At 41.4% G+C, this 23,434-nt stretch carries 18 protein-coding genes; 7 read left to right on the top strand and 11 right to left on the bottom strand.

Features of this window, described 5'->3' with window-relative positions; translation table 11 throughout:
- Position 1: 1 nt before the first annotated feature.
- The 5 genes from H9Y05_RS05355 to H9Y05_RS05335 all read right to left on the bottom strand — a co-directional run bounded on the left by H9Y05_RS05355 (position 2) and on the right by H9Y05_RS05335 (position 4,598).
- Positions 2-367, bottom strand: coding sequence for a hypothetical protein (locus H9Y05_RS05355; RefSeq protein WP_163490672.1), 366 nt, complete (start codon positions 365-367; stop codon positions 2-4).
- 114 nt (positions 368-481) lie between these two features.
- Positions 482-1,045, bottom strand: a complete 564-nt coding sequence (locus tag H9Y05_RS05350; RefSeq protein ID WP_216713698.1) for a Maf family protein — start codon at positions 1,043-1,045, stop codon at positions 482-484.
- Positions 1,042-1,959 carry a geranylgeranylglycerol-phosphate geranylgeranyltransferase gene (locus H9Y05_RS05345; RefSeq protein WP_216713697.1) on the bottom strand — a complete coding sequence of 306 codons (918 nt, stop codon included), beginning with the start codon at positions 1,957-1,959 and terminating at the stop codon, positions 1,042-1,044. Before H9Y05_RS05345 ends, H9Y05_RS05350 begins: the two co-directional genes overlap by 4 nt.
- Positions 1,960-1,961: 2 nt before the next feature.
- A complete protein-coding gene (locus H9Y05_RS05340) occupies positions 1,962-3,971 on the bottom strand; it encodes an OmpA family protein (protein WP_216713696.1) in 2,010 nt (669 codons plus the stop codon).
- 3 nt (positions 3,972-3,974) lie between these two features.
- Positions 3,975-4,598 carry a 7-carboxy-7-deazaguanine synthase QueE gene (locus tag H9Y05_RS05335; protein WP_205729546.1) on the bottom strand — a complete coding sequence of 208 codons (624 nt, stop codon included), beginning with the start codon at positions 4,596-4,598 and terminating at the stop codon, positions 3,975-3,977.
- A 154-nt stretch (positions 4,599-4,752) separates the two neighbouring features.
- Here H9Y05_RS05335 and H9Y05_RS05330 point away from each other — a divergent pair, with 154 nt between their 5' ends.
- The gene (locus H9Y05_RS05330) at positions 4,753-5,178 is read left to right on the top strand and encodes a DUF1036 domain-containing protein (protein ID WP_216713695.1); all 426 of its coding nucleotides are present in this window, start codon (positions 4,753-4,755) and stop codon (positions 5,176-5,178) included.
- A 1-nt stretch (position 5,179) separates the two neighbouring features.
- Here the strand turns inward: H9Y05_RS05330 and H9Y05_RS05325 are convergent, their stop codons facing one another.
- The 3 genes from H9Y05_RS05325 to H9Y05_RS05315 form a co-directional block, all read right to left on the bottom strand.
- Complete coding sequence (locus H9Y05_RS05325; RefSeq protein WP_216713694.1) at positions 5,180-5,614, bottom strand: hypothetical protein; 435 nt, start codon at positions 5,612-5,614, stop codon at positions 5,180-5,182.
- A gap of 26 nt (positions 5,615-5,640) precedes the next feature.
- Entirely contained in the window at positions 5,641-5,940 is a 300-nt protein-coding gene (locus tag H9Y05_RS05320; protein ID WP_163490678.1) for a DUF3276 family protein, read from the bottom strand.
- A gap of 70 nt (positions 5,941-6,010) precedes the next feature.
- Positions 6,011-7,789, bottom strand: a complete 1,779-nt coding sequence (locus tag H9Y05_RS05315) for an ABC transporter ATP-binding protein (RefSeq protein WP_216713693.1) — start codon at positions 7,787-7,789, stop codon at positions 6,011-6,013.
- A 99-nt stretch (positions 7,790-7,888) separates the two neighbouring features.
- On the opposite strand from H9Y05_RS05315, the gene H9Y05_RS05310 reads away from it, so the two are divergent.
- Genes H9Y05_RS05310 through yajC form a run of 4 tightly spaced genes read left to right on the top strand, consistent with a single transcriptional unit; the run spans position 7,889 to position 10,649 of the window.
- Entirely contained in the window at positions 7,889-8,986 is a 1,098-nt protein-coding gene (locus H9Y05_RS05310) for a Glu/Leu/Phe/Val family dehydrogenase (protein ID WP_163490680.1), read from the top strand.
- A 19-nt stretch (positions 8,987-9,005) separates the two neighbouring features.
- Entirely contained in the window at positions 9,006-9,956 is a 951-nt protein-coding gene (locus tag H9Y05_RS05305; protein WP_163490681.1) for a transcription antitermination protein NusB, read from the top strand.
- An 11-nt stretch (positions 9,957-9,967) separates the two neighbouring features.
- Positions 9,968-10,351: a DUF1573 domain-containing protein gene (locus H9Y05_RS05300; RefSeq protein ID WP_163490682.1), complete on the top strand. Its 384-nt coding sequence runs from the start codon at positions 9,968-9,970 to the stop codon at positions 10,349-10,351.
- 25 nt (positions 10,352-10,376) lie between these two features.
- The gene (gene yajC / locus H9Y05_RS05295) at positions 10,377-10,649 is read left to right on the top strand and encodes a preprotein translocase subunit YajC (RefSeq protein WP_163490683.1); all 273 of its coding nucleotides are present in this window, start codon (positions 10,377-10,379) and stop codon (positions 10,647-10,649) included.
- 865 nt (positions 10,650-11,514) lie between these two features.
- On the opposite strand, the gene H9Y05_RS05290 is transcribed toward yajC, so the two are convergent.
- Positions 11,515-17,364, bottom strand: a complete 5,850-nt coding sequence (locus H9Y05_RS05290) for a T9SS-dependent choice-of-anchor J family protein (protein WP_216713692.1) — start codon at positions 17,362-17,364, stop codon at positions 11,515-11,517.
- Between the two features lie 227 nt (positions 17,365-17,591).
- Between H9Y05_RS05290 and ispE the strand changes: the two genes are divergently transcribed.
- The gene (ispE, locus tag H9Y05_RS05285; protein ID WP_163490685.1) at positions 17,592-18,395 is read left to right on the top strand and encodes a 4-(cytidine 5'-diphospho)-2-C-methyl-D-erythritol kinase; all 804 of its coding nucleotides are present in this window, start codon (positions 17,592-17,594) and stop codon (positions 18,393-18,395) included.
- 21 nt (positions 18,396-18,416) lie between these two features.
- Here the strand turns inward: ispE and H9Y05_RS05280 are convergent, their stop codons facing one another.
- A complete protein-coding gene (locus tag H9Y05_RS05280; protein ID WP_216713691.1) occupies positions 18,417-21,254 on the bottom strand; it encodes a PD-(D/E)XK nuclease family protein in 2,838 nt (945 codons plus the stop codon).
- Positions 21,251-22,378, bottom strand: coding sequence for an ATP-binding protein (locus tag H9Y05_RS05275; protein WP_163490687.1), 1,128 nt, complete (start codon positions 22,376-22,378; stop codon positions 21,251-21,253). The genes H9Y05_RS05280 and H9Y05_RS05275 overlap by 4 nt, the downstream gene beginning before the upstream one ends.
- A gap of 180 nt (positions 22,379-22,558) precedes the next feature.
- On the opposite strand from H9Y05_RS05275, the gene H9Y05_RS05270 reads away from it, so the two are divergent.
- Positions 22,559-23,425, top strand: coding sequence for a bestrophin family protein (locus H9Y05_RS05270; RefSeq protein WP_163490688.1), 867 nt, complete (start codon positions 22,559-22,561; stop codon positions 23,423-23,425).
- Positions 23,426-23,434 lie beyond the last annotated feature (9 nt).

Raw genomic sequence — 23,434 nt, 5'->3', positions numbered from 1 at the left:
ATTAATATTGAAGTATAAAATCATCATAGCCGTGGCTTCGTGCCGTCGCACTCAGCAATTTCTTCAGCATTTCATCCTTTATCTTTTGAGGATTTACCTGCAACATGATTTTATTTTGCTTAAAAACAGCCGTTGCATTGTCTCCTGTCAATTCATTGATACGTTGAATACGTTGAGTCGTTTTAAATTCATCGTATGCAGTTAAGGCGCTGAATGAATAAACCGTACTGTTTTTTTTCTGCTTGACTGCTATGACTGCAACTTTCGGATTTTGATCGGAATGTACCGTCTGGGCGTTACTTTTCGGTGATACAATGATAAAAAACGCAACCAGCACAACGAGCGTCTTAAGTTTTTCAAATTTCATAATGTAGACGTGTAGTTTGTCAATAGACGCCTTTTTTCACCAATAGGTTGCTACCTACTTCTCTATAACATTGCAAAAAAAAGTTAGTTATATAATTAACAACTACTTATATTTTTAAAAAGCAGCAGATTTTAGTAAGCGGTAAACCAGATGCGTCGGCAATCCTACCACATTGTTGTAAGATCCTTCTATTTTTTCGACCGCTACAGCCCCGAGCCACTCCTGAATTCCATACGAACCGGCCTTGTCAAATGGCTGGCATTTTTCGATATAAGCAGTAATTTCTTCTGTTGTCAACGCTCGCACATGAACGGTTGTTTCGCAATACTCAGTCGTTATGTTTTCACGGTCAGCAATTGAAACGCCCGTCATCACAAGGTGTTTTCTCCCCGATAGCAGTTGCAACATTTCCCTTGCTTCGTTTTCATCCCGGGGTTTACCCAAAATACGTGTATCTACACACACAATTGTATCAGCAGTCAACAATATTTCATCGTGTTGCAATTCTTCCTGCAATGCCTGTGCTTTTTGCATCGCAATATACCTGGCAATTTCCGCCGGTTGAAGGTGATCAGGATACGATTCGTCTGTATCTTTCACACGTACTTCAAAGGAAAATCCCATTTCCCGGAGTAGTTGCTGTCTTCTTGGAGATTTTGAACCGAGGATAAGTTTCATTGCGGCAAGAAAAGATAAATGATTCCGAACATCATGGAAAGTTTTAGTAATCGCTTGATCAAAACAATGGCATTTTCCTGTTTTGAAAAGAATGCCACAACAAATGCCAGCATATTGGTCAGTGCAGCCAATGTAATCGGCAATCCCTGAAACCAGTCAAAACGGGGGAAAAAGAACAGAACACCTGTGAAATAAATCAGGGGGAACAATACGAGCAGAAACCCAATTAACCGGATCGTTGCTGTCCGTCCGATAATCATCGGAATCGTTCGCGCTCCGATGACCAGATCTCCGGTTATGTCTTCTGCATCTTTTATAATTTCCCTCGCAAAATTCTGAACGAATGCCATTCCCATAAAAATCCATACAATATAAATAGAAGGGATATCGAATACCCGATCATGGGATAAGTACATCACCAGTTCCCCCATCAACGAGTCCATCAGAGTAAATTTTTGGGTGAGGTAGATCACTAAAACGGTGAGAGCGGAGACAACAAGGTTTCCGATGGCCGGTTTTTTCTTCAGCGAAACACTGTACCACCACAAACAGGTGATGGAACTGAAATGAATGATTAAAAATACAAATGACTGGTAATACCATCCCAGGTATAATCCCACACAAAACGCGAGCAGATTAAACATCCAATGCAACGCAATCGCCCATCTCCTTTTGATGAATTTACCAACAATAACCGTGTCGGGACGGTTTACCCGGTCGGCACGCACATCGAAATAATCATTGATCATATTTCCGGCAGCGGCAATAATGACCGTAGATAAAACAAGTAACGAAAAATTGAACAGAGAAGCATGATTTTCCCCGCCAAATTGCAGCATGTATTGCCTCACCCCGATCATTGTGAGTACGATGATCAACAGATTAACCGGTCGGATAAGGCGTATAAAGTGCATACTTATTTGATAATCTTGTATTCTGTTCTTCGGTTTTGCTGGTGAGCCGCTTCTTTTTCTTTCTCGCTCGTCAAGTCTGCAATGTCCGCATCAGAGATTTTGGTTTTTGTTTCCCCATACCCTTTTGCTGTCAATCGTTTTGCATCAATTCCTTTACTGATCAGGTATTGAACAACGGAATTAGCACGATCCTGTGACAAGATCAGATTCGCCTTGTCATCCCCGCGTGTATCTGTATGTCCACCGATTTCGATTTTCAACGCCGGATTTTTCACCAGGAAATCAACCAGTTTATTCAATTCCACATGTGATTCAGGACGCAAGGTAGCTTTTGCCAGGTCAAAGAATACATTGTTCAGAGAAACGGGAATTTCTTCGTTTATCGGAACGAGCGGAACATCCATGTGAAATGCATCCTGGTTATCCGCCAAAGTCATATTGAAATTCTGGGAAAAGAATAAATATCCGGGATAAGTTACATTCAACGCATATTCTCTGTTCACCGGTAATGAAACCATGAATTGTCCGGTAACTTTATCCGCTTCTGAAACAATCACCTGCTCGCCGGTTTCGATATCCAGCAACTCAAATTTTCCTGCCAACGGCAATCTGTTCGTTGCGTCGTACACAGTACCGTCAAAGTATACTGTTCTGGTCGGTCTCAACGATTCAGGCAGTTCAAAGTAATAAATGTCCAGATCGCCGTATCCGCCTTCTCTATCCGATGCAAAAAAAGCAATTTCTCCTGTAGGAGACACCATTAATGAATTTTCGTCGTACTGGGTATTGATCGGATATCCGAGGTTAACTGCCTTTCCCCAATTGCCGTTTTTATCCATTCGGGAAACGAACAAATCGGATCCCCCCAGCCCTACATGTCCCTGGGAAGCGAAATAGAGTGTTTTTCCATCCGGGTGGATCAACACCGATTCTTCAAGGTATGGGGTATTGATCGTATTGGGTAGTGGTTTTGCAACTCCCCAGGTTCCGTCTTCCTGCAATTGACTCACAAAAATATCACTGTTCGGAAGTTCTCCCGGTTTACTGACACGTCTGACAAAGTACAATGTTTTTCCGTCTGCCGACAACGAGGGTTGCGATTCCCATGAAAACGTATTTACCCGCCCCGGCAGATTGACAGGATCCAGCCATTTAGTTCCCAGTCGTTTGGTATAAAATAAGTCACAGCTTCCTCTTCCTTCACGTCCGGGACCATAATCTTTTCCTGTTTCATCTGAACAGGCAACAAAAATAAGTGAGCGACCGTCGGCTGAGATCGTCGGAGCCCCTTCATTGTTAGAGGTATTGATATTCCCGGGCATTGGCACTGCTGTTTCCCATGTTTTTCCATCTTTGGATTTAGAAACGTAAAAATCTTCCTGCATTCCCATCATCGCATTCGGATCTTTCAACCGGCGGGTAAACAGGATTGTCTTTCCATCTACGGTAATGGTCGGGAAGTATTCCGGATCCTTTGTATTGATTCCCGGGCCGACATTCACCGGATTGAATTTACTCGGATTGGCCATGGACTGAATCGCGAAATCAGCTTTATTCATAATGGTATTTGCCTCACGGAGCATTTGTGGATTCGCATTGCGGTTGGCAACATAGATTTCCATATTTTTCAACGCACCGTTGTAATTTCCTACCAGGAACTGGGCGTTCCCCAGGTAAAAGTAGGTGCTTCCCGTAGAAGAATGGTTCGGATTGATCCCTAATGCAACCTCATAGTGTTTGATCGCCTGATCAAATTCACGGTAATTTTCATAGTATTCCGCGGCAAGTAAATGTGCTTCCACAAAACGAGGATCTTTTTCCAGTGCCTTTTCCGCCAAGTCAATTCCCGCTCTGAAATTGGGAGTCCTGCGAACAGGGTCAATTGTCAAGTTCGGTGCCTGCAATGCATCTTCGAACAATTTGATTGCTTTTTTATTTGTTGTTGAATAAGTTTGTGAAATACTGCAACTTGCAACAAAAAATACGGAGGCAATAAAAAATAAATACTTCATAGTTTAGGGTATATTCATGAACTTGTGTGTTTGTAAAGATAAACTCCATTTTGGGTTTTCCTTCACATACGCTATTATCTGAGGCAAAAACCGTTCCTGTTTTGACCATTCCGGTTGCAGGTATAGCTTGCAGGACGCGTTCACTTTCACAGCATGCTCTTCTGCCCAGCTGAAATCTGACGGATGATTGATCACAACTTTTAATTCATTGGCCTTGTAGTATGCTTCTTCAACCGGAGCTTTAAATTTCTTCGGAGAAAAACAATACCAGTCAACGTCACCTGCTAACGGGGCTGTTCCGGATGTTTCAATGGCTGTTTCAATTCCATTGCGCTTCAATAAAGAACAGATTCCCGTCAAATCATACAGTGCCGGTTCACCACCTGTAATAACGCAAAAATCGGCTTTGGTTGCAATGATTTCTTTCATTAATGCATCCAACTTCACTACCGGGTGACTACCGGCATCCCAACTTTCCTTCACATCGCACCATACACATCCGACGTCACATCCGGCTAAACGAACAAAATAGGCAGCTCTTCCGGAGTGGAATCCTTCTCCCTGAATTGTATAAAAATGCTCCATTACCGGTAGTTCAACGGATGTATCTACTTGTTTGAAATGCATTGACTTTACTTGTAATTTTCTTTTACGCAACAAATATAATCAAAGACAGCTGTATTCTGGTTGAAAAAAGCGGATTTGACAACAATATTCGACCAGATGAATTCTAATTCCGCAAATAGGTGTATTTTAGCCTGGATTTAAACGAGCAAATGCTATGAGGGGAATCATTCTTACTGTATGTCTGTCATTGATCTGCGCTGTTAGTAACAGCCAGTTAATTATTAAAAACAACTTCCAAAAGCCCTACAAAGTAGCTGTTGCTTTTTACGATACGGGGTTCACTTTCAGCGGTTGGGTTTCCAAAGGATGGCTGGAAGTTCCCGCAGGTGAAGAAAAGGAAATGTTTTATACCAATCCCCGGGAAAAGTACATCTATTACATCGCCATTGCTGACAACGACACAATCGGCGGCAACAAAAAGATTTTGGTAGACCCGGAGAAAGATTTCATTGTCAAACATGCCATTTTGAATATCACCAAAGAGGACAATTCGAACCTTGAATGGTTTTTATTCAGAGAAGTTCGGCGCGGTTTCACCACTAAAATGAAGAAAAAACTGATTATTACACTGGGAGACTGACTTATTTCAATACCAGGGTGATGATAACATTCAGATTGTCCGAACAACTATCTTCATTCACAAATCCCAACTCATTATCAAACTGGAACAAGTGATCCAACTCTTGTTGACGAACCCGTTGATGCAGGTCAGAAGCAAATTGCTTCAGTTCATGATCGAGGGATGTCACAGGTGATTGTCCGATGACCTCAATTCCTGTTAACTGGCAATTTTTACTGAGGATGCATTTGAATTTCCCTTTCTGGTTTTGCAAACCGAACTTGGTCAGCTCAGCGGATGTTTCAGCAGAAACATGAAGTATTCCGGATATTGAAAGCGCATTATCCGACTTATCAACGGTCAGCATTCCGGAAGGTGTTTTAATTTCAGTGACAGATGTTTGTGCAGAAGCAAACAGGCACACACAGCATGTGAATCCCAACAGTAGCTGTTTCATGTGCAATGACGTTTAAAAATCAGCGATTATAAATCTTCAAAATCCACTCTGGAAAAAGAGGAATCTTCCACGGACACGCCCCCTCTCAATTCTTCTATTTTTGCCAATGCTTCTTCAAACCCTTCTTTAAATTTTTCAAAATCTTCTTTGTATAGAAAAATCTTATGCTTCTGAAAGGTCTCACGACCATTGTTAAGCACTTTTTTACTTTCAGTGACTGTCAAATACAAATCGTTTCCCTTGGTTGATTTTACATCAAAAAAATACGTTCTTTTTCCCGCTCTCACAGATTTTGAAAACACTTCTCCTCCACTCTCGTTTTCCATGGTTATATGTTATTTTAGCATAAATAGGAGAACAAATTTGCATTTTTTTTTGAAATATGCAAGAAAATCATCAAATATTTTCCTCTGCAAGCTGCTTGATGTACATGTCGTTATACACGCCTTCGGCATTGATCAATTGCTCGTGACTTCCTTCTTCCACTTTTTCGCCATTGTCCAGTACAATGATTTTTTGAGCATTGCGAAGGGACGAAATACGGTGAGAGACAATGATGGTATTAAGAACATTCCGGTCTTCTTTGAGGTGTTTGAGAATGATTTCTTCGGTTTCGGTATCTACTGCAGAAAGGCAATCGTCCAACAAGAGTAATTTGGGTTTACGAATCAACGCACGGGCAATGCTCACCCGCTGTTTCTGTCCACCACTCAGATTAACTCCCCGCTCTCCCAGCATGGTATTGAACCCGTCGTCAAAAGCTTCAATATTGTGACGCACATAGGCATATTCGGCCACTTTAAATACTTCCTCATCCGAAACGGTTTCGTTTGTGCCAAACCGAATATTGTTTGCGATGGTGTCACTGAACAGAAAAACTTCCTGCGGAACGATACCTGTCTGGTCTCTGAACAGATCCAGATTGATTGAATCCAATGGCTGATCATCAATCAAAATTTCTCCATGCTGGGGCTCTACCTGCCGCATCAGTAATTTCAGTATTGTACTTTTACCGCTCGCGGTTCTTCCCACAAAGGCAACATTTTCCCCCGGAAGGATCGTAAAGCTCAGGTTCTTGATCGCAGGTTCATTTGCTCCTTCGTATGTAAATGTCACATTGCGAAATTCGATCTTTCCCCGAAATGTAAATTCCCGGTGGTTTTCATTTACAATTTCAGGTTGTTCATGTAGAAACTCGTTGATTCTTGCCTGGGATGCTTCTGCACGTTGGATGATTGACGTCAACCACCCCAAACTGGCAAAGGGCCATGTGAGGGAGTTTACAAACGAAACAAATGCGACAATTCCACCAAATGAGACTTCTCCTGTAAATGAAAATAACCCACCGACATAAATAGCAAGAATGGTAGAAAGTCCGATCAAGCACATAATTGTCGGCTGAAACAGGGAATTAATGAACACCAGTTTCATCAGCTTCCCTTTGTATTTTTTAGTCGAGCCGACAAAACGTTCGTTCACTTCACTTTCCCTACCATAAGCTTTCACCACACGGATTCCTGAAAATGTTTCCTGAACAATTGTAGACAATCCGGATTGTTCTTTCTGTGCCTGCAGGCTGACTGCATTGATTCGTTCTGAAACTTTGTAGATCAGGTAAGACATAATCGGTAACGGAATCAATACAATCAGTGTCAACCATGCATTGATGTTGATCATCTGGTAAACGGTCATTGCAAATAATGCCACTAGGTTGATGTTGTACATAATTCCCGGCCCCAGATACATTCTGACATGAGACACATCTTCCGCAATCCTGTTCATCAGGTCACCGGTACTGTTTTTCTTATAAAACTTGTATCCCAACACCTGGTAATGCGCATAAATCTCGTTCTTTAAATCAAACTCGATGAAACGCGAAACTTTGATAATTGTCTGCCGCATAAAAAATACGAAGATGCCTTTTATGACTGCAAGACTCAGGTAAATTACCCCGATATAGAGCGCTGCCCTGACCACATTATTGGTTTCCATGTCGATGTGCAATCCGATTACCTCTACATCATTGTTCCCGGAAATAATAGAATCGATCACATCTTTCAGGAAAACAGGCATTTTAATGTAGAAATAGTTGGAAGCGACAACAAACAAGGTCCCCAACAACAGCAGCCATTTGTATTTTAAAAAATATTTGTTGAGGTATCGAAGTGATTTCATACTATAAAATTCCTAAATTTGCACATCCCTATGATCGGATGATTGCAAAAGTAGTCATTCGACAGTAAACGGATGTGTGTTTTAAATAATAATTAACGTATGTTTGAAATAAAAAATATCTCGGACGTCGACCTGACCGAGAATCCTGTCATTGCTCAAATGAGTCAATACAATCACGAAGAATTACTTTTCTGTAACGATAACGACACTGGTTTAAAAGCGATCATCGCTGTTCACAATACTGTTTTAGGTCCTGCTCTTGGCGGAACCCGAATATGGGCGTACAACAATGAAATGGAAGCCTTGAATGACGTATTACGTCTTTCCAGAGGGATGACGTATAAGAATTCACTGGCGGGTTTAAACTTAGGAGGAGGAAAAGCTGTGATTATTGGTGATTCCAGGCAAATTAAATCGGAAGCGCTGATGCGTCGTTTCGGAAAATTTGTCAACAGTCTGGGCGGAAATTACATTACGGCCGAAGATGTAGGGATTTCTCCTGCGGACATGGTATATGTAAACATGGAAACAAACCATGTTGTGGGATTGCCCGGAAAGTCGGGAGACCCTTCCCCTGTAACTGCAAGAGGTGTATACGTGGGAATGAAAGCATGTGCAAAAGAACAATTTGGCACGGACTCACTGGCAGGTAGAAAAATCGCCGTTCAGGGAGTAGGACACGTAGGAGAATACCTGGTGGAATCCTTGACGAAAGAAGGTGCTGAAGTATTCATCACCGATGTATATGAACCGACATTAAAGCGCGTTTCTGAAACATATGGTGCGAAAGTTGTGGGACTGAACGAAATTTATGACCTGGATGTGGATATCTACGCTCCATGTGCATTAGGTGCAACGGTCAATGATGAAACATTGAGCAGGTTAAAGTGCTCAATCATTGCGGGAGCTGCCAACAATCAGTTGAAAGTGGAAGCAATTCACGGACAGGCGGTAATGGACAGAGGAATCATTTATGCTCCTGACTTTGCATTGAATGCGGGTGGTGTGATCAATTGTTATTCAGAAGTAGCGGGCTTGTCACCTGAGTGGGCATTGCGCAAAGCTGATGATATTTATTCAACTATTTCTACAATTGTGAGACGTTCAAAAGAAGAACAGATTCCAACTTACCAGATTGCGAACAGAATGGCTGAAGAGCGGATTGAAAAAGTAGGGAAAGTTAAATTGCCGAGATAAGAAAAACAAAAAAGAAAGAATGTTAAACAGACGACATCTAAGGATAAAAGTACTTCAGGCATTGTATGCTTATTTTCAATCCGACGAAGAAAATTACCGCCGTACCGAAAAGGAGTTATTTGATGCAATTGACCGGATTTATGATTTGTACATCTACCTGTTACTGTCCATTCCGGAGGTAAAAGTTTTTGCGGAACGCAGAATTGACGAAAACAAGAAAAAAATTCGTCCGACAGAAGAAGATTTGCATCCAAACATGAAGTTTGTTAACAATTCAATTATTCAAAAAATTGAATCCGACAAAAAGCTTCGTGAGATTTCCGAATCCAATAAAGTGAACTGGATCGGAGATGAAAAACAGGAAATTTTCCGAAAAATGTTCCTTCACATTCGTGAAAGTGAAACGTATTTCGAACACATGAACAATGGGAATACGGGATTTGAGGCAGACAAACAATTTCTGATCGACTTGTTTAAAGTGGAAATAGCAAACTTCCCGCTTTTATACAATTACTTCGAAGAGCTAAGTATTCATTGGTTGGATGACATTGACCTGGCGTGTACCATGGTATTGAAATCAATCAAAACGATGGATGCTGAGACCGACCCGTTACTTGTGATGGATTTGTATAAGGATGAAGAAGATGAAAAAGAATTCACCCGTGAGTTGCTTCGTAAAACGATTTCAATGGACAAGGAAAATGAATTGTTGATTGATGAGTTAACAAAAAACTGGGAATTGGATCGTATTGCAAAAATGGATGTGATTCTGATGAAAATGGCCATCACGGAGTTCCAGATTTTCAAGACGATTCCTACCAAGGTAACGTTGAATGAATACATCGAAATTTCCAAGTTTTATTCAACTCCGAAAAGTAACGGATTTATCAATGGTGTTCTTGACAAAGCAATTATACGCTTGCAGGCGGAAAACAAAATTGTAAAGATTGGAAGGGGTTTGTTAAACTAAAACAGTAAACTATGAAAGCATTATTTTTTATCGGTGCATTGTTTCTTTTCTCAGCCTGCGGTGGCGATGAAGCAATGATCGGAAACAGAACAACCGCAGAGTTTGAAAGTGTATACAATGCCGGAAAGGTAGCGAAAGGAGAAATCATTAAGGCAAAGATCAAAGTCAAAAACACAGGTGATTATCCGCTTGTAGTCGGCGATGTTGAAGTGGCGTGCAGCTGTACACTGGCGAGTAAACCGGAAGGACCAATCAAACCAGGTGAAACAGGAGTTGTCGAGGCTTCTGTTGACACAGATAAAGTAGGAATGGGAAAATTCAGCCGCGATATTCGCATCATCGCGAACACAACTCCCTCTGTTTTGGTCGTATCAATTCAAGGAGAGATTCAATAATTTTTAATCAAATAAATAATAGAAAATGGAACAACAGTTAATCATGATCTTATTGATGGTCGGAGTATTTTACTTTTTTATGATCCGCCCTCAAATGAAAAAACAAAAAGAATTAAAAAAGTTCAGAGAAAACCTTTCACAAGGTGACAAAGTCGTTACGATTGGTGGAATTCATGGGAAAATCCTCGAAGTTTCAGATACAACGGTATTGATCAGCAGCGAAGGAACAAAGTTGCGTTTTGAAAAGTCTGCGATTGCTCAAACAGTTGCAGATCAATTACAGGAACCTGCAAAATAATCGAAATTCGATAGACGATACGAAGGAGGGCAATGGTCCTCCTTTTTTTGTGCGCCATTGTTTCGATTATAATGGTCCGGTAATTACTTGTCACTGCGACCGGATGAAAGTTAAAAGAATATTAAAACCACATAGTAAACATAGAAACATAACTGTTGGGTGGTAATAGATATAGTGACACATAGCAGTTAACTCTGTTAACTGATTTGATTTAGTAATCTTCTCTTAACTATGTACCCTATGTGGTTAAAAGAATATTAAAACCACATCATAGTAAACATAGAAACATAGATGTTGCGTGTAATAGATATAGTGACGCATAGCAGTTAACTCTGTTAACTGATTTGATTTAGTAATCTTCTCTTAACTATGTACCCTATGTGGTTAAAAGAATATTAAAACCACATCATAGTAAACATAGAAACATAGATGTTGCGTGTAATAGATATAGTGACGCATAGCAGTTAACTCTGTTAACTGATTTGATTTAGTAATCTTCTCTTAACTATGTACCCTATGTGGTTAAAAGAATATTAAAACCACATAGTAAACATAGAAACATAAATGTTGCGTGTAATAGATATAGTGACATATAGCAGTTAACTCTGTTAACTGATTTGATTACTACTGTTTTATTCACAATGTAGTTGTCTACATAGTTTAGTTTATCTCTTTTTTTCATTTGTAAGACCACATCTGAAAGCAGACAAGCATTCGCATAAGAGATCATAGAACATCCATTAAAACAACTGTAACAAGTAGAAATACATCGTAGGAGGACAACAATTTCTGCGCGTTGTTGTATACAAATAAAAAAGAGGCTGCTCTTTCGAACAGCCTCTCCTATTAATTTATCGTTTGAATCTTAGTGTTGTTTAACCACTCTCATCATTCGCTCAGAATTGTTTCCTGAGATACGGATCATGTATACTCCGTCTTCTACATCTGTCAAATTAACATCTGTTACAGAAGAAACAATCTTCTTAGAAGAACGGATTACACGTCCATTCAAATCAAGGATTTCAAACACGTAGTCCGTACCAGGGATTCCGATGATTTGGAATTGACCGCTGTTAGGGTTTGGAGCTACGCTCACATTCTCCAACAATGACACATCTTCCAATCCTAAGAAATCACAGTTTTGGATATTTACCACTACTTGTGCTGTATCCGGACCACAAGGACCATTGCTGACAATGTATGTATATGTTGATTGTCCTTGTACCGTACCTGTCTGGAAGTATGAACTTGTCATTGCCGTTCCGTTAGGTCTGTACCATGTACCACCAAAGTCAACTGTTCCGCTCAATCCTCCGTACAAATCAATCATCTGGTTTTTACATGTCGTAATCAAACCATCATTACCCGCAGAAGAAGGGTTTACAACATTAATTGTTGCAACAGTTGTATCAGAAGTACATGCAGTTGTTACAACATACAACACATCATAAGAACCATTTGCCAATGTAGACACGTTCATTGTAGATCCGTTGATGATACTTTGGTTAGCAGGGTGTACCCATGATCCGTTTGAGTAGTCAGAAGTGATCACTCCATCCAAATCAACTGTACCAGTCGTACGACATACATCTGTTGTTCCGTCTGTTCCCGGATTAGGAATACATACGTCGAAACAAACATCATCAATATAGAGGTAATACCCGTCTAATCCTCCCTGAGGAACGTGGAAGGCAATGTATACATCACCTGTATAAGCACTCAGATTGATCATTGTGTCGTTATATACCGTATTATTTACTGTATCTGTCAACAATACATTTGTGAAGTCTGCTGCTTCGTATCCTGTTGTAGACAATACAACACGGTAATCATTCGGTTCAGAAGAACTTCTTGCACGGTAATGGAACGTCATTACTTCGTTTCCAGTTAATGTCAATCTAGGAAGTACCAAATAATCGTTGTTATTTCCGGCATTGTAATCTGTATAGATACCTGCGGATTGTGTTCCTGAGTTTGCATAACCTGTGTAGATTCCCCAAACATCACCATCTCCGTTTTCATTGAGAACTCTCCAACATCCTAATGCAGCGATGTCTTCGAAATCTTCACAATAACCTGCTGCCGGCATCGGATCACAGTCTGTCAATACATCTGTCGCTGCCCAGTCACCTGCTGTTGTCCCTGTACCACAGTTAGCAGACACATAAATATCGTATTCTGTATCACCGTCTAAACCAGTAATTGTATACGTTGTATCTGTTGCTGTTGCAGTACCTACTGCTGTACCTGTTCCAGGTGTAAATCCAGGTGCTCCCCACTCAATGTTCCATTGTGTTTCAGAACCTCCTGCAACCCATGAAATGTTCGCCTGATCGTTATCAAACGAGTTCACTACAACGCCACTTGGTCCCGCAGCACTTCCAATTGTGATTGTGTATTCAGCACTTTCATTTCCATTCGCATCACGTACAGTAACTGTATGCGTTCCAGCAACCAAATCCGTTGGAAGCGCTCCAAACGCACCACCGTCAATTGCATATGTAAACGGAGCTGTTCCACACAATGTATCTGCAACTGTAAATGAACCGTCATTGCCATTGTTACAAGATGCATCGATTGCTGTCAATTCAACATTCACATCGCTGATATTTACCGTAACCAATGTTCTTGTTGCACTCGCACATCCTCCTGACATTGTTCCAGCATAGAATTCGTATTGTCCCACTGTAGATGTCGGAATAACAGACGTACCCAATGTGTTTAATGTCGCACCTGAACCAAGGTTGTTTCCTGCAGTCGCAGCATCATACCAGTTAATTGAAGGTGCCGGATTTGAGTAAGTAATATTAACTGTTAGAGTCAACGTCACCTGATCTCCCGGATCACTATCATCATCATTTGACACGATTGATACAGATGTCAACGGAAGGTATGGAGTCAGGTTGAATCCTGTCAAGTTACACTGATCAGTAGCAACCGTCGTACCATTCACAATGATATTATAAGAATACCATCCACTTGAACACCAGGAAGTTCCACTTGGAGAAACAATTGTAGCATTCATTGTTGCTCCTGTAATTGTTCCCTGAGCACATGAGAAATTATTCACTGTAGCTGTCACACCACTTCCATCAGAACCAGCAGCATTGTTTGTAGCTGTACATGTACCAGTTACAACCGGTACCTGAGCCGCTATGTCCATTGGAGAGTCTGAAGTACAGAAAGTATAAACCGCAGGGTTAGCAGTTGGAGCAGCCGGAATATAGGTATCAACTGTAACCAGTAATCCTTGCGGAGCAGACCAACATCCTGTAGCAGGATCAAACGCTTTCACATAATATGTTCCTGTAGCTGTAACAGCATAAGGCGCTGAAGCATTATTTGCTGTAGAAGATGACGTGTTACTTGTACCTTGCCAGTAATATTCCAATCCTCCTGTAGCCGTAGGTACAACGATATCCGTTCCAGGTGTACATGCCGGGTTTTGTGCTGCAACCGGTGTCGGTGGTGTTGGTGCTGTAGGAACGTTTGTTACCGTAACTGAATTTGCGGTAGACCAAATATTGTAAACCGTGTTCAAAGATCTCACATAATACGTCCCGTTTTGGTAAACTGTCCATGGAGTTGTTGCATTGTTTGCAGTACTTGTACCAGTTGCTGTTGTTTGCCAGTACCATGTTTCATTTGCAGCCGGCGTACCTGTAACTGTCAAATCAGTTCCATCAGTACAGTTAGGAGTACCTGCAGCCTGAGTAATTGCAGGAGCTGATGGTGGAGTAATCACCGCCAATGTAAAATCAATCGCACTACCGTACGATTCTGAAGAACAAGCTCCTGGCACTGTTGTATAGTATCTTGAACGGACTCTCATTCGGTAATTTCCATTTGGTGTCCCTGCAGGAATAGCAATTGAACCTGATTGATTATACGGAGAAGTTCCATTATACTGCTGATAAACTTGCTCAGAAGCTTCAAATACCAAATTGTTATTCCAATCTACCCAAATTCTAACGGTATTCTCTCCTCCAACATAAGAGTGTGAAAAATTGAATGTACTCCCTGCAGAAGATACAATTGGAGTTCCTCCAGTTTGATTTGCATACCCCGTTGCCGGTTGAGTAGTTGCCGAATAAGACACATTACTATATGCTCCCGTTGTTACAAATGAAGAAGTATAGTCACTTGTATTTGTATAAGAAGGAGTACAATATCCTGTATAAATACTCACAGGTCCTGTCCATAAACTTAAGTCCCCTGAACCACAATCTGCCCGTACGTATACTTCGTAGTTCGTATTTGCAGTAAGTGTTGAAACCGGTCCACTAGTTGAAGTGAAATTTTGAGTTCCAAGTTGTCCTGAACCACCTGGTGTGAATCCCGGAGTTCCCCAAACAACCGTCCAAGCGGTTTCTGTACCCCCTGCAGTCCAAGACACATTCATTGAGTTAACAGATGTTGGAGTGGCAGCTAATGCTGTAGGTGGAGGACATGTACTTGATTTTACATTTACATTGTCAACAACAATAGATGGTGTAGTCGTACCGCCACCTCCATCGTTTCTCCACTCAAATACCAATTTTGCATTCGTTCCGGCATATGAAGCAGGAATCATATAATGGTTCGTTTTCCAGGTCGCCTGCAAATTGAGGTTTCCCCCCAATTGAAGAGCTCCAGGTGTATTGGTTGTATTAATTTGTGTTCCGGCAGCAAGTGTTGCTGTTGCTGGAACGATCCATACACGCAAATAATCAGAGGAACTTTCTCCTCCTGCTTTCCAGTCAAAAGATAATTCAAACGGATTAGATCCTGCTGTAAATGCAATTGTTTTTGTCGCACGAACAACAGAAGTCGTGTGTCCGTATGTCGTTGTCGCACCTCCTGCATCATTTGAAATATACAAACTATTAGCCGGATTTCCATCTGCTGCACCAACAAACCATTTGTTCGTTTGGGAACCATTGTTGAGAATCCAGTTATTCGCAGAAAAATCATCTGTATATGGAAGAGTAACCGGTGTTTGAATTGTTGTAATATTCAACGGTCCTACCCAGAAGCTCACGTCTCCTGCCCCACAATCTGCCTGTACGTATATATCATAAGAAGTCAACTGAGTTAACCCATTAACTGTATAAGAAGCAACGGTTGATGTACCACTACCAATTTCTGTTCCTGTTCCAGGAGTAAATCCTGGCGCACCCCATTGAATGTTCCAGTTGGTTTCCGTACCTCCTGCAGTCCATGTCGTGTTAGCTGATGCTGAAGAAACAGAAGCAACTGCTAATGCTGTAGGTGGAGGACATGTACTTGATTTTACATTTACATTGTCAACAACAATAGATGGTGTAGTCGTACCGCCACTTCCATCGTTTCTCCACTCAAATACCAATTTTGCATTCGTTCCGGCATATGAAGCAGGAATCATATAATGATTCGTTTTCCAGGTCGCCTGCAAATTGAGGTTCCCCCCCAATTGAAGAGCTCCCGGTGTATTGGTTGTATTAATTTGTGTTCCGGCAGCAAGTGTTGCCGTTGCTGGAACGATCCATACACGCAAATAATCAGAGGAACCTTCTCCTCCTGCTTTCCAGTCAAAAGATAATTCAAACGGATTAGATCCTGCTGTAAATGCAATTGTTTTTGTCGCACGAACAACAGAAGTTGTGTGTCCGTATGTCGTTGTCGCTCCTCCCGCATCATTTGAAATATACAAACTATTAGCCGGATTTCCATCTGCTGCACCAACAAACCATTTGTTCGTTTGGGAACCATTGTTGAGAATCCAGTTGTTTGCAGAAAAATCATCTGTATATGGAAGAGTAACTGGTGTTTGAATTGTTGTAATATTCAATGGACCTCTCCATAAACTCACATCTCCAGCTCCACAATCTGCCTGTACGTATATATCATAAGAAGTCAACTGAGTTAATCCATTGATTGTAGCAGATGCAACCGTAGAAACATCACTCCCAATTTGTGTTCCTGTTCCAGGAGTAAAACCTGGCGTACCCCATTGGATGTTCCAGTTGGTTTCCGTACCTCCTGCAGTCCATGTAATATTAGCCGATGCTGAAGAAACAGAACCCAATGTTAATGCAGAAGGTCTGATACAAGTAGGTAATGTCCCTTCGAATTGTAATTGCGGCAAGGCAGCAACTCTGTTATTAGCTGTAGGCGGACTAGCCGGGTCGGGGTTATTCGCAACATTATCATCTCGGTATTGAATTCCACTATTTGCTGTGGATGTATACGATCGAAACGTTGGAGATGAGTTCCATCCTGGTGCATTTTCATCAATTGCAACAACAATGTTTCCTCCTGTATAGTTAAATGGCGCTGTAAATGTAATTTCAAACCAGTTATTTGCGACAGGTGTAATTGTACCACTAAACACCTGAGTCAATTGTGCCAAAGGAACCCAATCGGTATCCGATGTAAATGATGTTTTTGTAGTATTCCCTATAAATACCGTCCAGTTATTCCAGACAGAAGCAGTACCAACACTTGTACAATAATATCGAATTTTGGTAATTTGTCCTGTAGCGGCACCTCCTCCTGCTACATACTCAGCAGCTGTTACCAACTGTTGACTGTATGTGTAATTGAAATTCGTGACGGGAATCGCGGCTCCTCCATTAATGGTAGCTGTTCCCGAACCAATCTGAATAGTCCCCAACTGACCATATGATGCCAAACTCAGCCCAAGGGAGAGCAGCATCATCAGTGAGTAGATGACTCTTTTGTAAGGTTTTCTCATAAATATGAATTTTAAATTTGATACAAACATAAACCATTTTTAATGAAAAAATAACAAGTTACCAACAAAAGTTATTCACAGAAAATGCCATGTTTGCGGTTGTTTGTTAACAGAAAAACGGGGGATAACTATAAAAACACTGACTAAATCGGATTAGTTATTTTTCAGATTTATTTCACCTGGTTTTCATTTGTTGATAATCCGGTTTATGTGTCTATCTTTACCGTGTGATCTTATATCCTCCGGCCAAAATAAATATCGGTCTGAACATCGTTGAAAAGCGCGCAGACGGGTACCATGAACTGGAAACAGTGATGGCACCAATTCCCGTATATGATGTGCTGGAAATCATTCAAAACAATCACTTTGAATGGAAGCAATCCGGCATTCCGGTGGATGGAAACCCGGATGACAACTTGTGTGTACGGGCATTTCGGCTTATGCAATCTGTATATGGAATTGGCAATGTATACATGCACCTGCGCAAACAAATTCCAATGGGAGCCGGATTAGGGGGAGGTTCTTCAGATGCTGCTTATGTGATCAACGGTTTAAATGAACTGTTTTTGCTGAACATCAGCATTGAAAAACAACAGGAACTGGCAAGTCAACTGGGAAGTGATTGTCCCTTTTTTATTCGCAATACCGCTCAGCTGGCAACAGGAAGAGGAGAACAATTACAACCGATTCACCTGAAGCTCTCCGGGTACCATCTCATCGTTGTAAAGCCCTCAATTCATGTTAATACGCGTCAGGCCTATTCAGGAGTACACATCAGTGGTGACCGGGGAAAGCTGGAGGAGCAGCTTTTGCTACCGGTGACGGAATGGAAAGCGCACATAAAAAATGACTTCGAGGAACACCTGTTCGTGTTATATCCTGAACTTTCAGAAATAAAGACAAAATTATATGAAGCAGGTGCTGTTTATGCCAGTATGTCCGGTAGCGGATCTGCTGTATTCGGAATTTTTGAAACGGTTCCGCAACACTTCAATACAGAAGGATGTATTGTGTTTCAATCAAGTTTCTAAAGGAAAATAAAACCCGTTAAGTTAGCCACAGTACGTACAATAACTGTATTCTCCCCTGTCTTTGTGCTCAAAGGGGATATCGACATCGTATAATTCTTCAAAGAGTTCCTGTAACCACTCCGGAAATTTTTCCATCATCTCCGGCACCGTTTTGTCGAGTAAGTCCATTGTACACAATCCGTTTTTCAACCGGATCATTGAAAAGATTCCGGCAGTATCCGGATAGGTATTCGTATCCCGGTAATAGATGTAGCAATACATCAGCAACTGCATAATGTGTTTGACATCTAGGTTGAGTTTTAACTCCGAGTTTTTGGTCCGGTTGGTTTCCTGTTTTAAACGCACATCCTCGTCTTTGCAGCTTCCCGTTTTGTAATCTACCAGTCGAATTTTACCATTTACCTCATCCACCCGGTCGATGGTTCCGTTCAATCGGATGTTTTTTTCCTGTCCGTGAATGGTGAACCCGATCGGAACTTTTATATTTTTTTCCAGGCTGTGAATGATTACTGTATTAGGTGCCGCAATAAATGTTCGTTCTTCTTTCAAAAACTGACGGGCCATGTCAACTGCCATTTTATAGGACAGGTAATTTTTTCCAAATGAAAACGCATCCTGATCTCCGTTGAAATAAGCCGTAAATAATTCACGGATAATCGGCTCAATTTTGACCAGCATTTCATCGATATCTGAAACACGAAGCGGCAATCCTCCTCCCGGATTTAATTCTCCTTCTTTTGTGTATTTCGCATGTTTGGTATACAACGCCTCAAACGCAGCATGAAGAATTGTTCCAAACGTACTGGATTCCAGTTCTTCTTCAACAACATCTTCCTCTCCAAACTCCAGTACATACCGATAATAAAAATCAAGTGGGCATTTGTGGTATTTGTTCAACGCTGAGAATGATGCAGAACGCTCAAAAAGTTCATCCATCTTTGCCAGAATCTGTGGATCTTTTTGTACAGAACGAAGATCAACGTGGCGGTCTTCCTCCATCGGGATATTGTAATAACTGAACTCCCAGCTAATCTTCGGATTTCTTCGCACCAATTCTTTTTCAATCTGCTGCAGGTAACGGCTTCGCTCATTGCTTCCGATCGATTCTTTTGTTCCTGAATAGGTGACAAGTAAATGGTCGCACGCATGTAGTAACCGGTAAAAATGATGTGCAAACAATCCTTGTTTATCGCGCGGAACGGGCAAGCCGGAATAGCGCCGCAAATCCATCGGGAACATCGATTGGATCGGGTTTGTCGGAGGCATCATTCCTTCATTTAACCCCAGGCAAATAATGTGTTTGAAATCCAGTAGTCGGGTCTCCAATACTCCCATCACCTGCAATCCGTCCACGGGGTTTCCATGGTAGGCGATTCCCTTATTACTCCAATGCTGGGTAAACAATCCTCTGAAGCTGCGAAGACTCATCTCCGGCAATCCTTCGGAAACAATATTTTGAAACTCAATCAACGCATTGTCAAATGAATGAATCAAGGCCCTTTCAAACTGATTTTCTTCTGAAAATTCACTGAACAAGATTCTATTAAGTGAACGAATCTGGTGCATGGCGATTTTCCAATTTCTTTTCCAGTTAACACCTGCTATTTCAATAATTTTCTCTAACTTTTTACCCAGAAGAATCTGTTTAGGGGCAATGAAAATCCAGTTTTTCTGAATGATTGTTTCTTCCAGTTTCTGCAACAATTCTTTTTCATCCGCATTCAGACATGCAATAAAAAACGGGTGATTGAGCATTCGTTTCAAATCATTGTGATAATAGGCAGAAGAATTAAACCTGTTTTTGGTTTCCTGTATCGAAAAAAGGATATCCACCCAATTCTTAACAGCTGTTCCTTTCATCGGCATTCCCAGGGTGACATTCGTCTTCCCTACCTTTTTCGGAATATTTTTCAGAAACGGTCCGATCAATGATTCATCCGCGAGCAAAACCAATGTCTGTGCAATTTCATGTTCAGGCAACTCCAGTAATCGCGAAGAGGCGACTTTCACCTGTCCTGTCAGCTGTGCACATTCCACAACCTCTATCCGCATTTCTTTTTCCAGCAAACGATTTTCCACAACGGGAAGTTCTTTTACGCCCAGCCCTTTGATTTGTTTTCGAATAAATTCTCCCGCCTCATGATTTTTATCATTCAGGTAAAAGGCATCTGCATCAACCAGCACATGTCCTCGTCCCATCTGGTGTAATTGCTTCACGATGCTCATCTCTGCCTGTGAGAACGCATTAAACCCGGCGAAGAGAAAGTGTGCATTTTTATTCTCCCGGAACAAAACCGCAATATTTCCTGCGAGTTCTTTATAAGCCGCTCCCATATATGTCGCTCCGTTTTTCCCCAGGCTTTCATTGAGTTCTTTGTAATAGAAGGGTAACCGGTCCCAGAATTCAAGGAATCGTTTTCGCGCATCGGATAGTTTGTAATCTTCTTCCGCATCAATCCGCCAGTATTCCAATTCTTTGATGTTGTGGAGGTCTTTGAAAATAGTAGCTGCCTCGATCAGGTATCGGTCCAGTTCGTCAAAATCGGATAATAAGATCGCTCCCCATTCCAGGAATTCATCGAATGAACGGTCTTCGTCTTTCTGAGCCGTTTTCAATTGCACGTCAAACAGCCTGACCAATGCTCTTGTCTTGTCAATGACCGTTTTTTCCGTATGTTGACGAATCCATGTATCCATGGTAATCATCGCCGGAGCGGCAACAGGTTTTCGGTATTTATCAAAAATAGAAGCAGCCACATACTTCTTCGCTCGTTCGGACGGAAGTACAATCGTCAGGTTCTTATGATCCAGCTGATTGCTGTAGATGTAGTCTGCTATTTTATCCGTAAATGTGATCATTTTCGACTCAGGAAGGTCCAATAAGTGGACCGGTTCAATGTATGTGTTGGAATTTCAGGATAGTATTCCTGGAACATCGCCGGGAATTTCAATTTCTTTTTCTTTTCCCAGGTTGATTTGTATGCAATTTTATGTCCCTCGTTTTCCTCAATAAGATCAATGCTTTGTTTGGTATGTGTCCGCCAGAACCAGTAGGTTGTCTGTTTATTATTGACAGCATTCCACTTCACCCGTTCTGAGATCAGCCAGTTTTTCCACAATGCGTCCAGGTCCATCCGGATAGCAGGGGGATTGAAATTATTGATGAGCATATTGCGCAACCCCGTGTCTACGAAATAGATCAACTGACTTTTTTTCAATTCATATCGTTTGTCTGTAGAGTAAGAGGGAATACGGATCAACACATACGCTTTTTCCAGCAGCAGGACATACCGCTCAACTGTTTCATTGTCCAGGTCGCATCGTTCTGCCACTTCATTGTATGAAACAGGTTCTCCGATCAGGAATGACAACGTTTGCAATACCCGTGTCAACTGTTTCTTTTTATTGATCCGGTCGGTTACCCCGAGGTCCGTAATCAACACTGTATCGAGCAGGTGCGACAAAATTTCTTCTGCTACTTCCGGTGTCAAAACAACTGCCGGGTAATTTCCGTAAATCAATCGTTGCTCCAACATTTTTTCTTCTTCGGGAAGACCAAAATGAGACGCCAGCTCATAAAAAGAAGGCGGATAAATCCGAACGTGTAGTTTCTGAGTGTCCAGTACTTCTTTTAACAATTCGTCCATCATCGGTTCGAAAGAACAGTTCAGCAAAATACTTGACGAAATGGTATCTGACAAAACAAGTTCAATGATCTGCTGCAAATTGCTCAGGTATTGCGCTTCATGAATAACGACCAACGGATATGCTGAAAAGGAAGCAGACAAATCCGTTTCCGTAGATTCCTCAATTGCCTGGCGTTCTTTCTTATTCCCCGCATTAATTTGCAGGGTGTTCGTATTCAATTCTGCAAGCACCTCCTGGATAATCTCTTCTTTTCCTGCCAGCCGCGGACCGGAAATCAGTAATATTTTGCTCGTTTGTAATTGTTGGATGATCTGCTGTTGCTGTATTCTTTTCATGTGTTTTCGGAAGAATAACTCTTATTTTTTGTTTCAGCCACGAATATAATTAATCCGTTAAAAAGATCGGATATTCATCCCGTTTTTTCCAATCTTGCCGCCTATCGTTTTGAAATCATATTGAACACTGCCGGAAAAACGTCTTTTTTATTATTTTTGAGCCTGTTAAAATTCGAATAAATGATAAAATACAACCCCAAATCCTGGGTCACAATGATCTTCGCCCTGCACAAAAGCGACACCCTGCGCATCTTGTGGAAAGAATTGATATACATCGCATTGTTGAGTACCGGAATTGCATGGGTTGAAATCACTTATTTTCCAGAAAACCGGGTGCTGACAAACCTGAACATTGTGTATTCCCTGGTCGGATTTGTTATTTCTCTCTTACTCGTATTCCGAACCAATACCGCTTATGACCGTTGGTGGGAAGGACGAAAGAAATGGGGAGAATTGGTCAATGATTCCCGTAACCTGGCGGTAAAAATCAAGACACTGAACCTTAGTCGGGAAGACCAACTGTTCTTTTCACGCATGATCTCCAATTTTGCAGTTGCATCCAAAGATCATCTGAAAAAAGAGGCGATTCTAAATAACCTAAATCTCACAACGGAAGAAATCGCGCGACTCAACCAGGAAGAACACATTCCTGTCAGTATTGTTGAATTGATGTACGAACGACTGAACCAATTGAAAAAAGCAGGGGTTATCCAATGGGAAGAGTACCTGGTACTGGACAAAAATCTGAATGGGTTCATTGACATGATCGGAGCCTGCGAGCGAATCCGCAATACCCCCATCCCCTATTCGTACAGTTTATTCATTAAGAAATTTATTTTCATCTATACCGGCACCCTGCCGATTGCATTTGTCGGGTTGTTGGGGTATTTCTCTGTCGCGGTAACAGTCCTTGTTTTCTATGTACTTGTCAGTATGGAAATCCTGGCGGAAGAAATTGAAGATCCGTTCGGATTGGACGATAATGACCTGCCGACAGATGAATTGTCGGAACGCATCAAATCCAATATTTCAAAAATTCTACGATAATTCGCGGCA

Source organism: Taishania pollutisoli (assembly GCF_014518315.1).
Classification (GTDB): Bacteria; Bacteroidota; Bacteroidia; order Flavobacteriales_D; family Crocinitomicaceae; genus Taishania; species Taishania pollutisoli.
Note: the sequence above shows the minus strand (reverse complement) of the source record. Positions and strands in the feature narration are given on the sequence as shown.

Excerpts from the sequence above, each read along its gene's own strand:
- H9Y05_RS05355 (WP_163490672.1), bottom strand. The coding sequence starts at position 367 with ATGAAATTTGAAAAACTTAAGACGCTCGTTGTGCTGGTTGCGTTTTTT.
- H9Y05_RS05350 (WP_216713698.1), bottom strand. The coding sequence starts at position 1,045 with ATGAAACTTATCCTCGGTTCAAAATCTCCAAGAAGACAGCAACTACTC.
- H9Y05_RS05345 (WP_216713697.1), bottom strand. The coding sequence starts at position 1,959 with ATGCACTTTATACGCCTTATCCGACCGGTTAATCTGTTGATCATCGTA.
- H9Y05_RS05340 (WP_216713696.1), bottom strand. The coding sequence starts at position 3,971 with ATGAAGTATTTATTTTTTATTGCCTCCGTATTTTTTGTTGCAAGTTGC.
- H9Y05_RS05335 (WP_205729546.1), bottom strand. The coding sequence starts at position 4,598 with ATGCATTTCAAACAAGTAGATACATCCGTTGAACTACCGGTAATGGAG.
- H9Y05_RS05330 (WP_216713695.1), top strand. The coding sequence starts at position 4,753 with ATGAGGGGAATCATTCTTACTGTATGTCTGTCATTGATCTGCGCTGTT.
- H9Y05_RS05325 (WP_216713694.1), bottom strand. The coding sequence starts at position 5,614 with ATGAAACAGCTACTGTTGGGATTCACATGCTGTGTGTGCCTGTTTGCT.
- H9Y05_RS05320 (WP_163490678.1), bottom strand. The coding sequence starts at position 5,940 with ATGGAAAACGAGAGTGGAGGAGAAGTGTTTTCAAAATCTGTGAGAGCG.
- H9Y05_RS05315 (WP_216713693.1), bottom strand. The coding sequence starts at position 7,789 with ATGAAATCACTTCGATACCTCAACAAATATTTTTTAAAATACAAATGG.
- H9Y05_RS05310 (WP_163490680.1), top strand. The coding sequence starts at position 7,889 with ATGTTTGAAATAAAAAATATCTCGGACGTCGACCTGACCGAGAATCCT.
- H9Y05_RS05305 (WP_163490681.1), top strand. The coding sequence starts at position 9,006 with ATGTTAAACAGACGACATCTAAGGATAAAAGTACTTCAGGCATTGTAT.
- H9Y05_RS05300 (WP_163490682.1), top strand. The coding sequence starts at position 9,968 with ATGAAAGCATTATTTTTTATCGGTGCATTGTTTCTTTTCTCAGCCTGC.
- yajC (WP_163490683.1), top strand. The coding sequence starts at position 10,377 with ATGGAACAACAGTTAATCATGATCTTATTGATGGTCGGAGTATTTTAC.
- H9Y05_RS05290 (WP_216713692.1), bottom strand. The coding sequence starts at position 17,364 with ATGAGAAAACCTTACAAAAGAGTCATCTACTCACTGATGATGCTGCTC.
- H9Y05_RS05280 (WP_216713691.1), bottom strand. The coding sequence starts at position 21,254 with ATGATCACATTTACGGATAAAATAGCAGACTACATCTACAGCAATCAG.
- H9Y05_RS05275 (WP_163490687.1), bottom strand. The coding sequence starts at position 22,378 with ATGAAAAGAATACAGCAACAGCAGATCATCCAACAATTACAAACGAGC.
- H9Y05_RS05270 (WP_163490688.1), top strand. The coding sequence starts at position 22,559 with ATGATAAAATACAACCCCAAATCCTGGGTCACAATGATCTTCGCCCTG.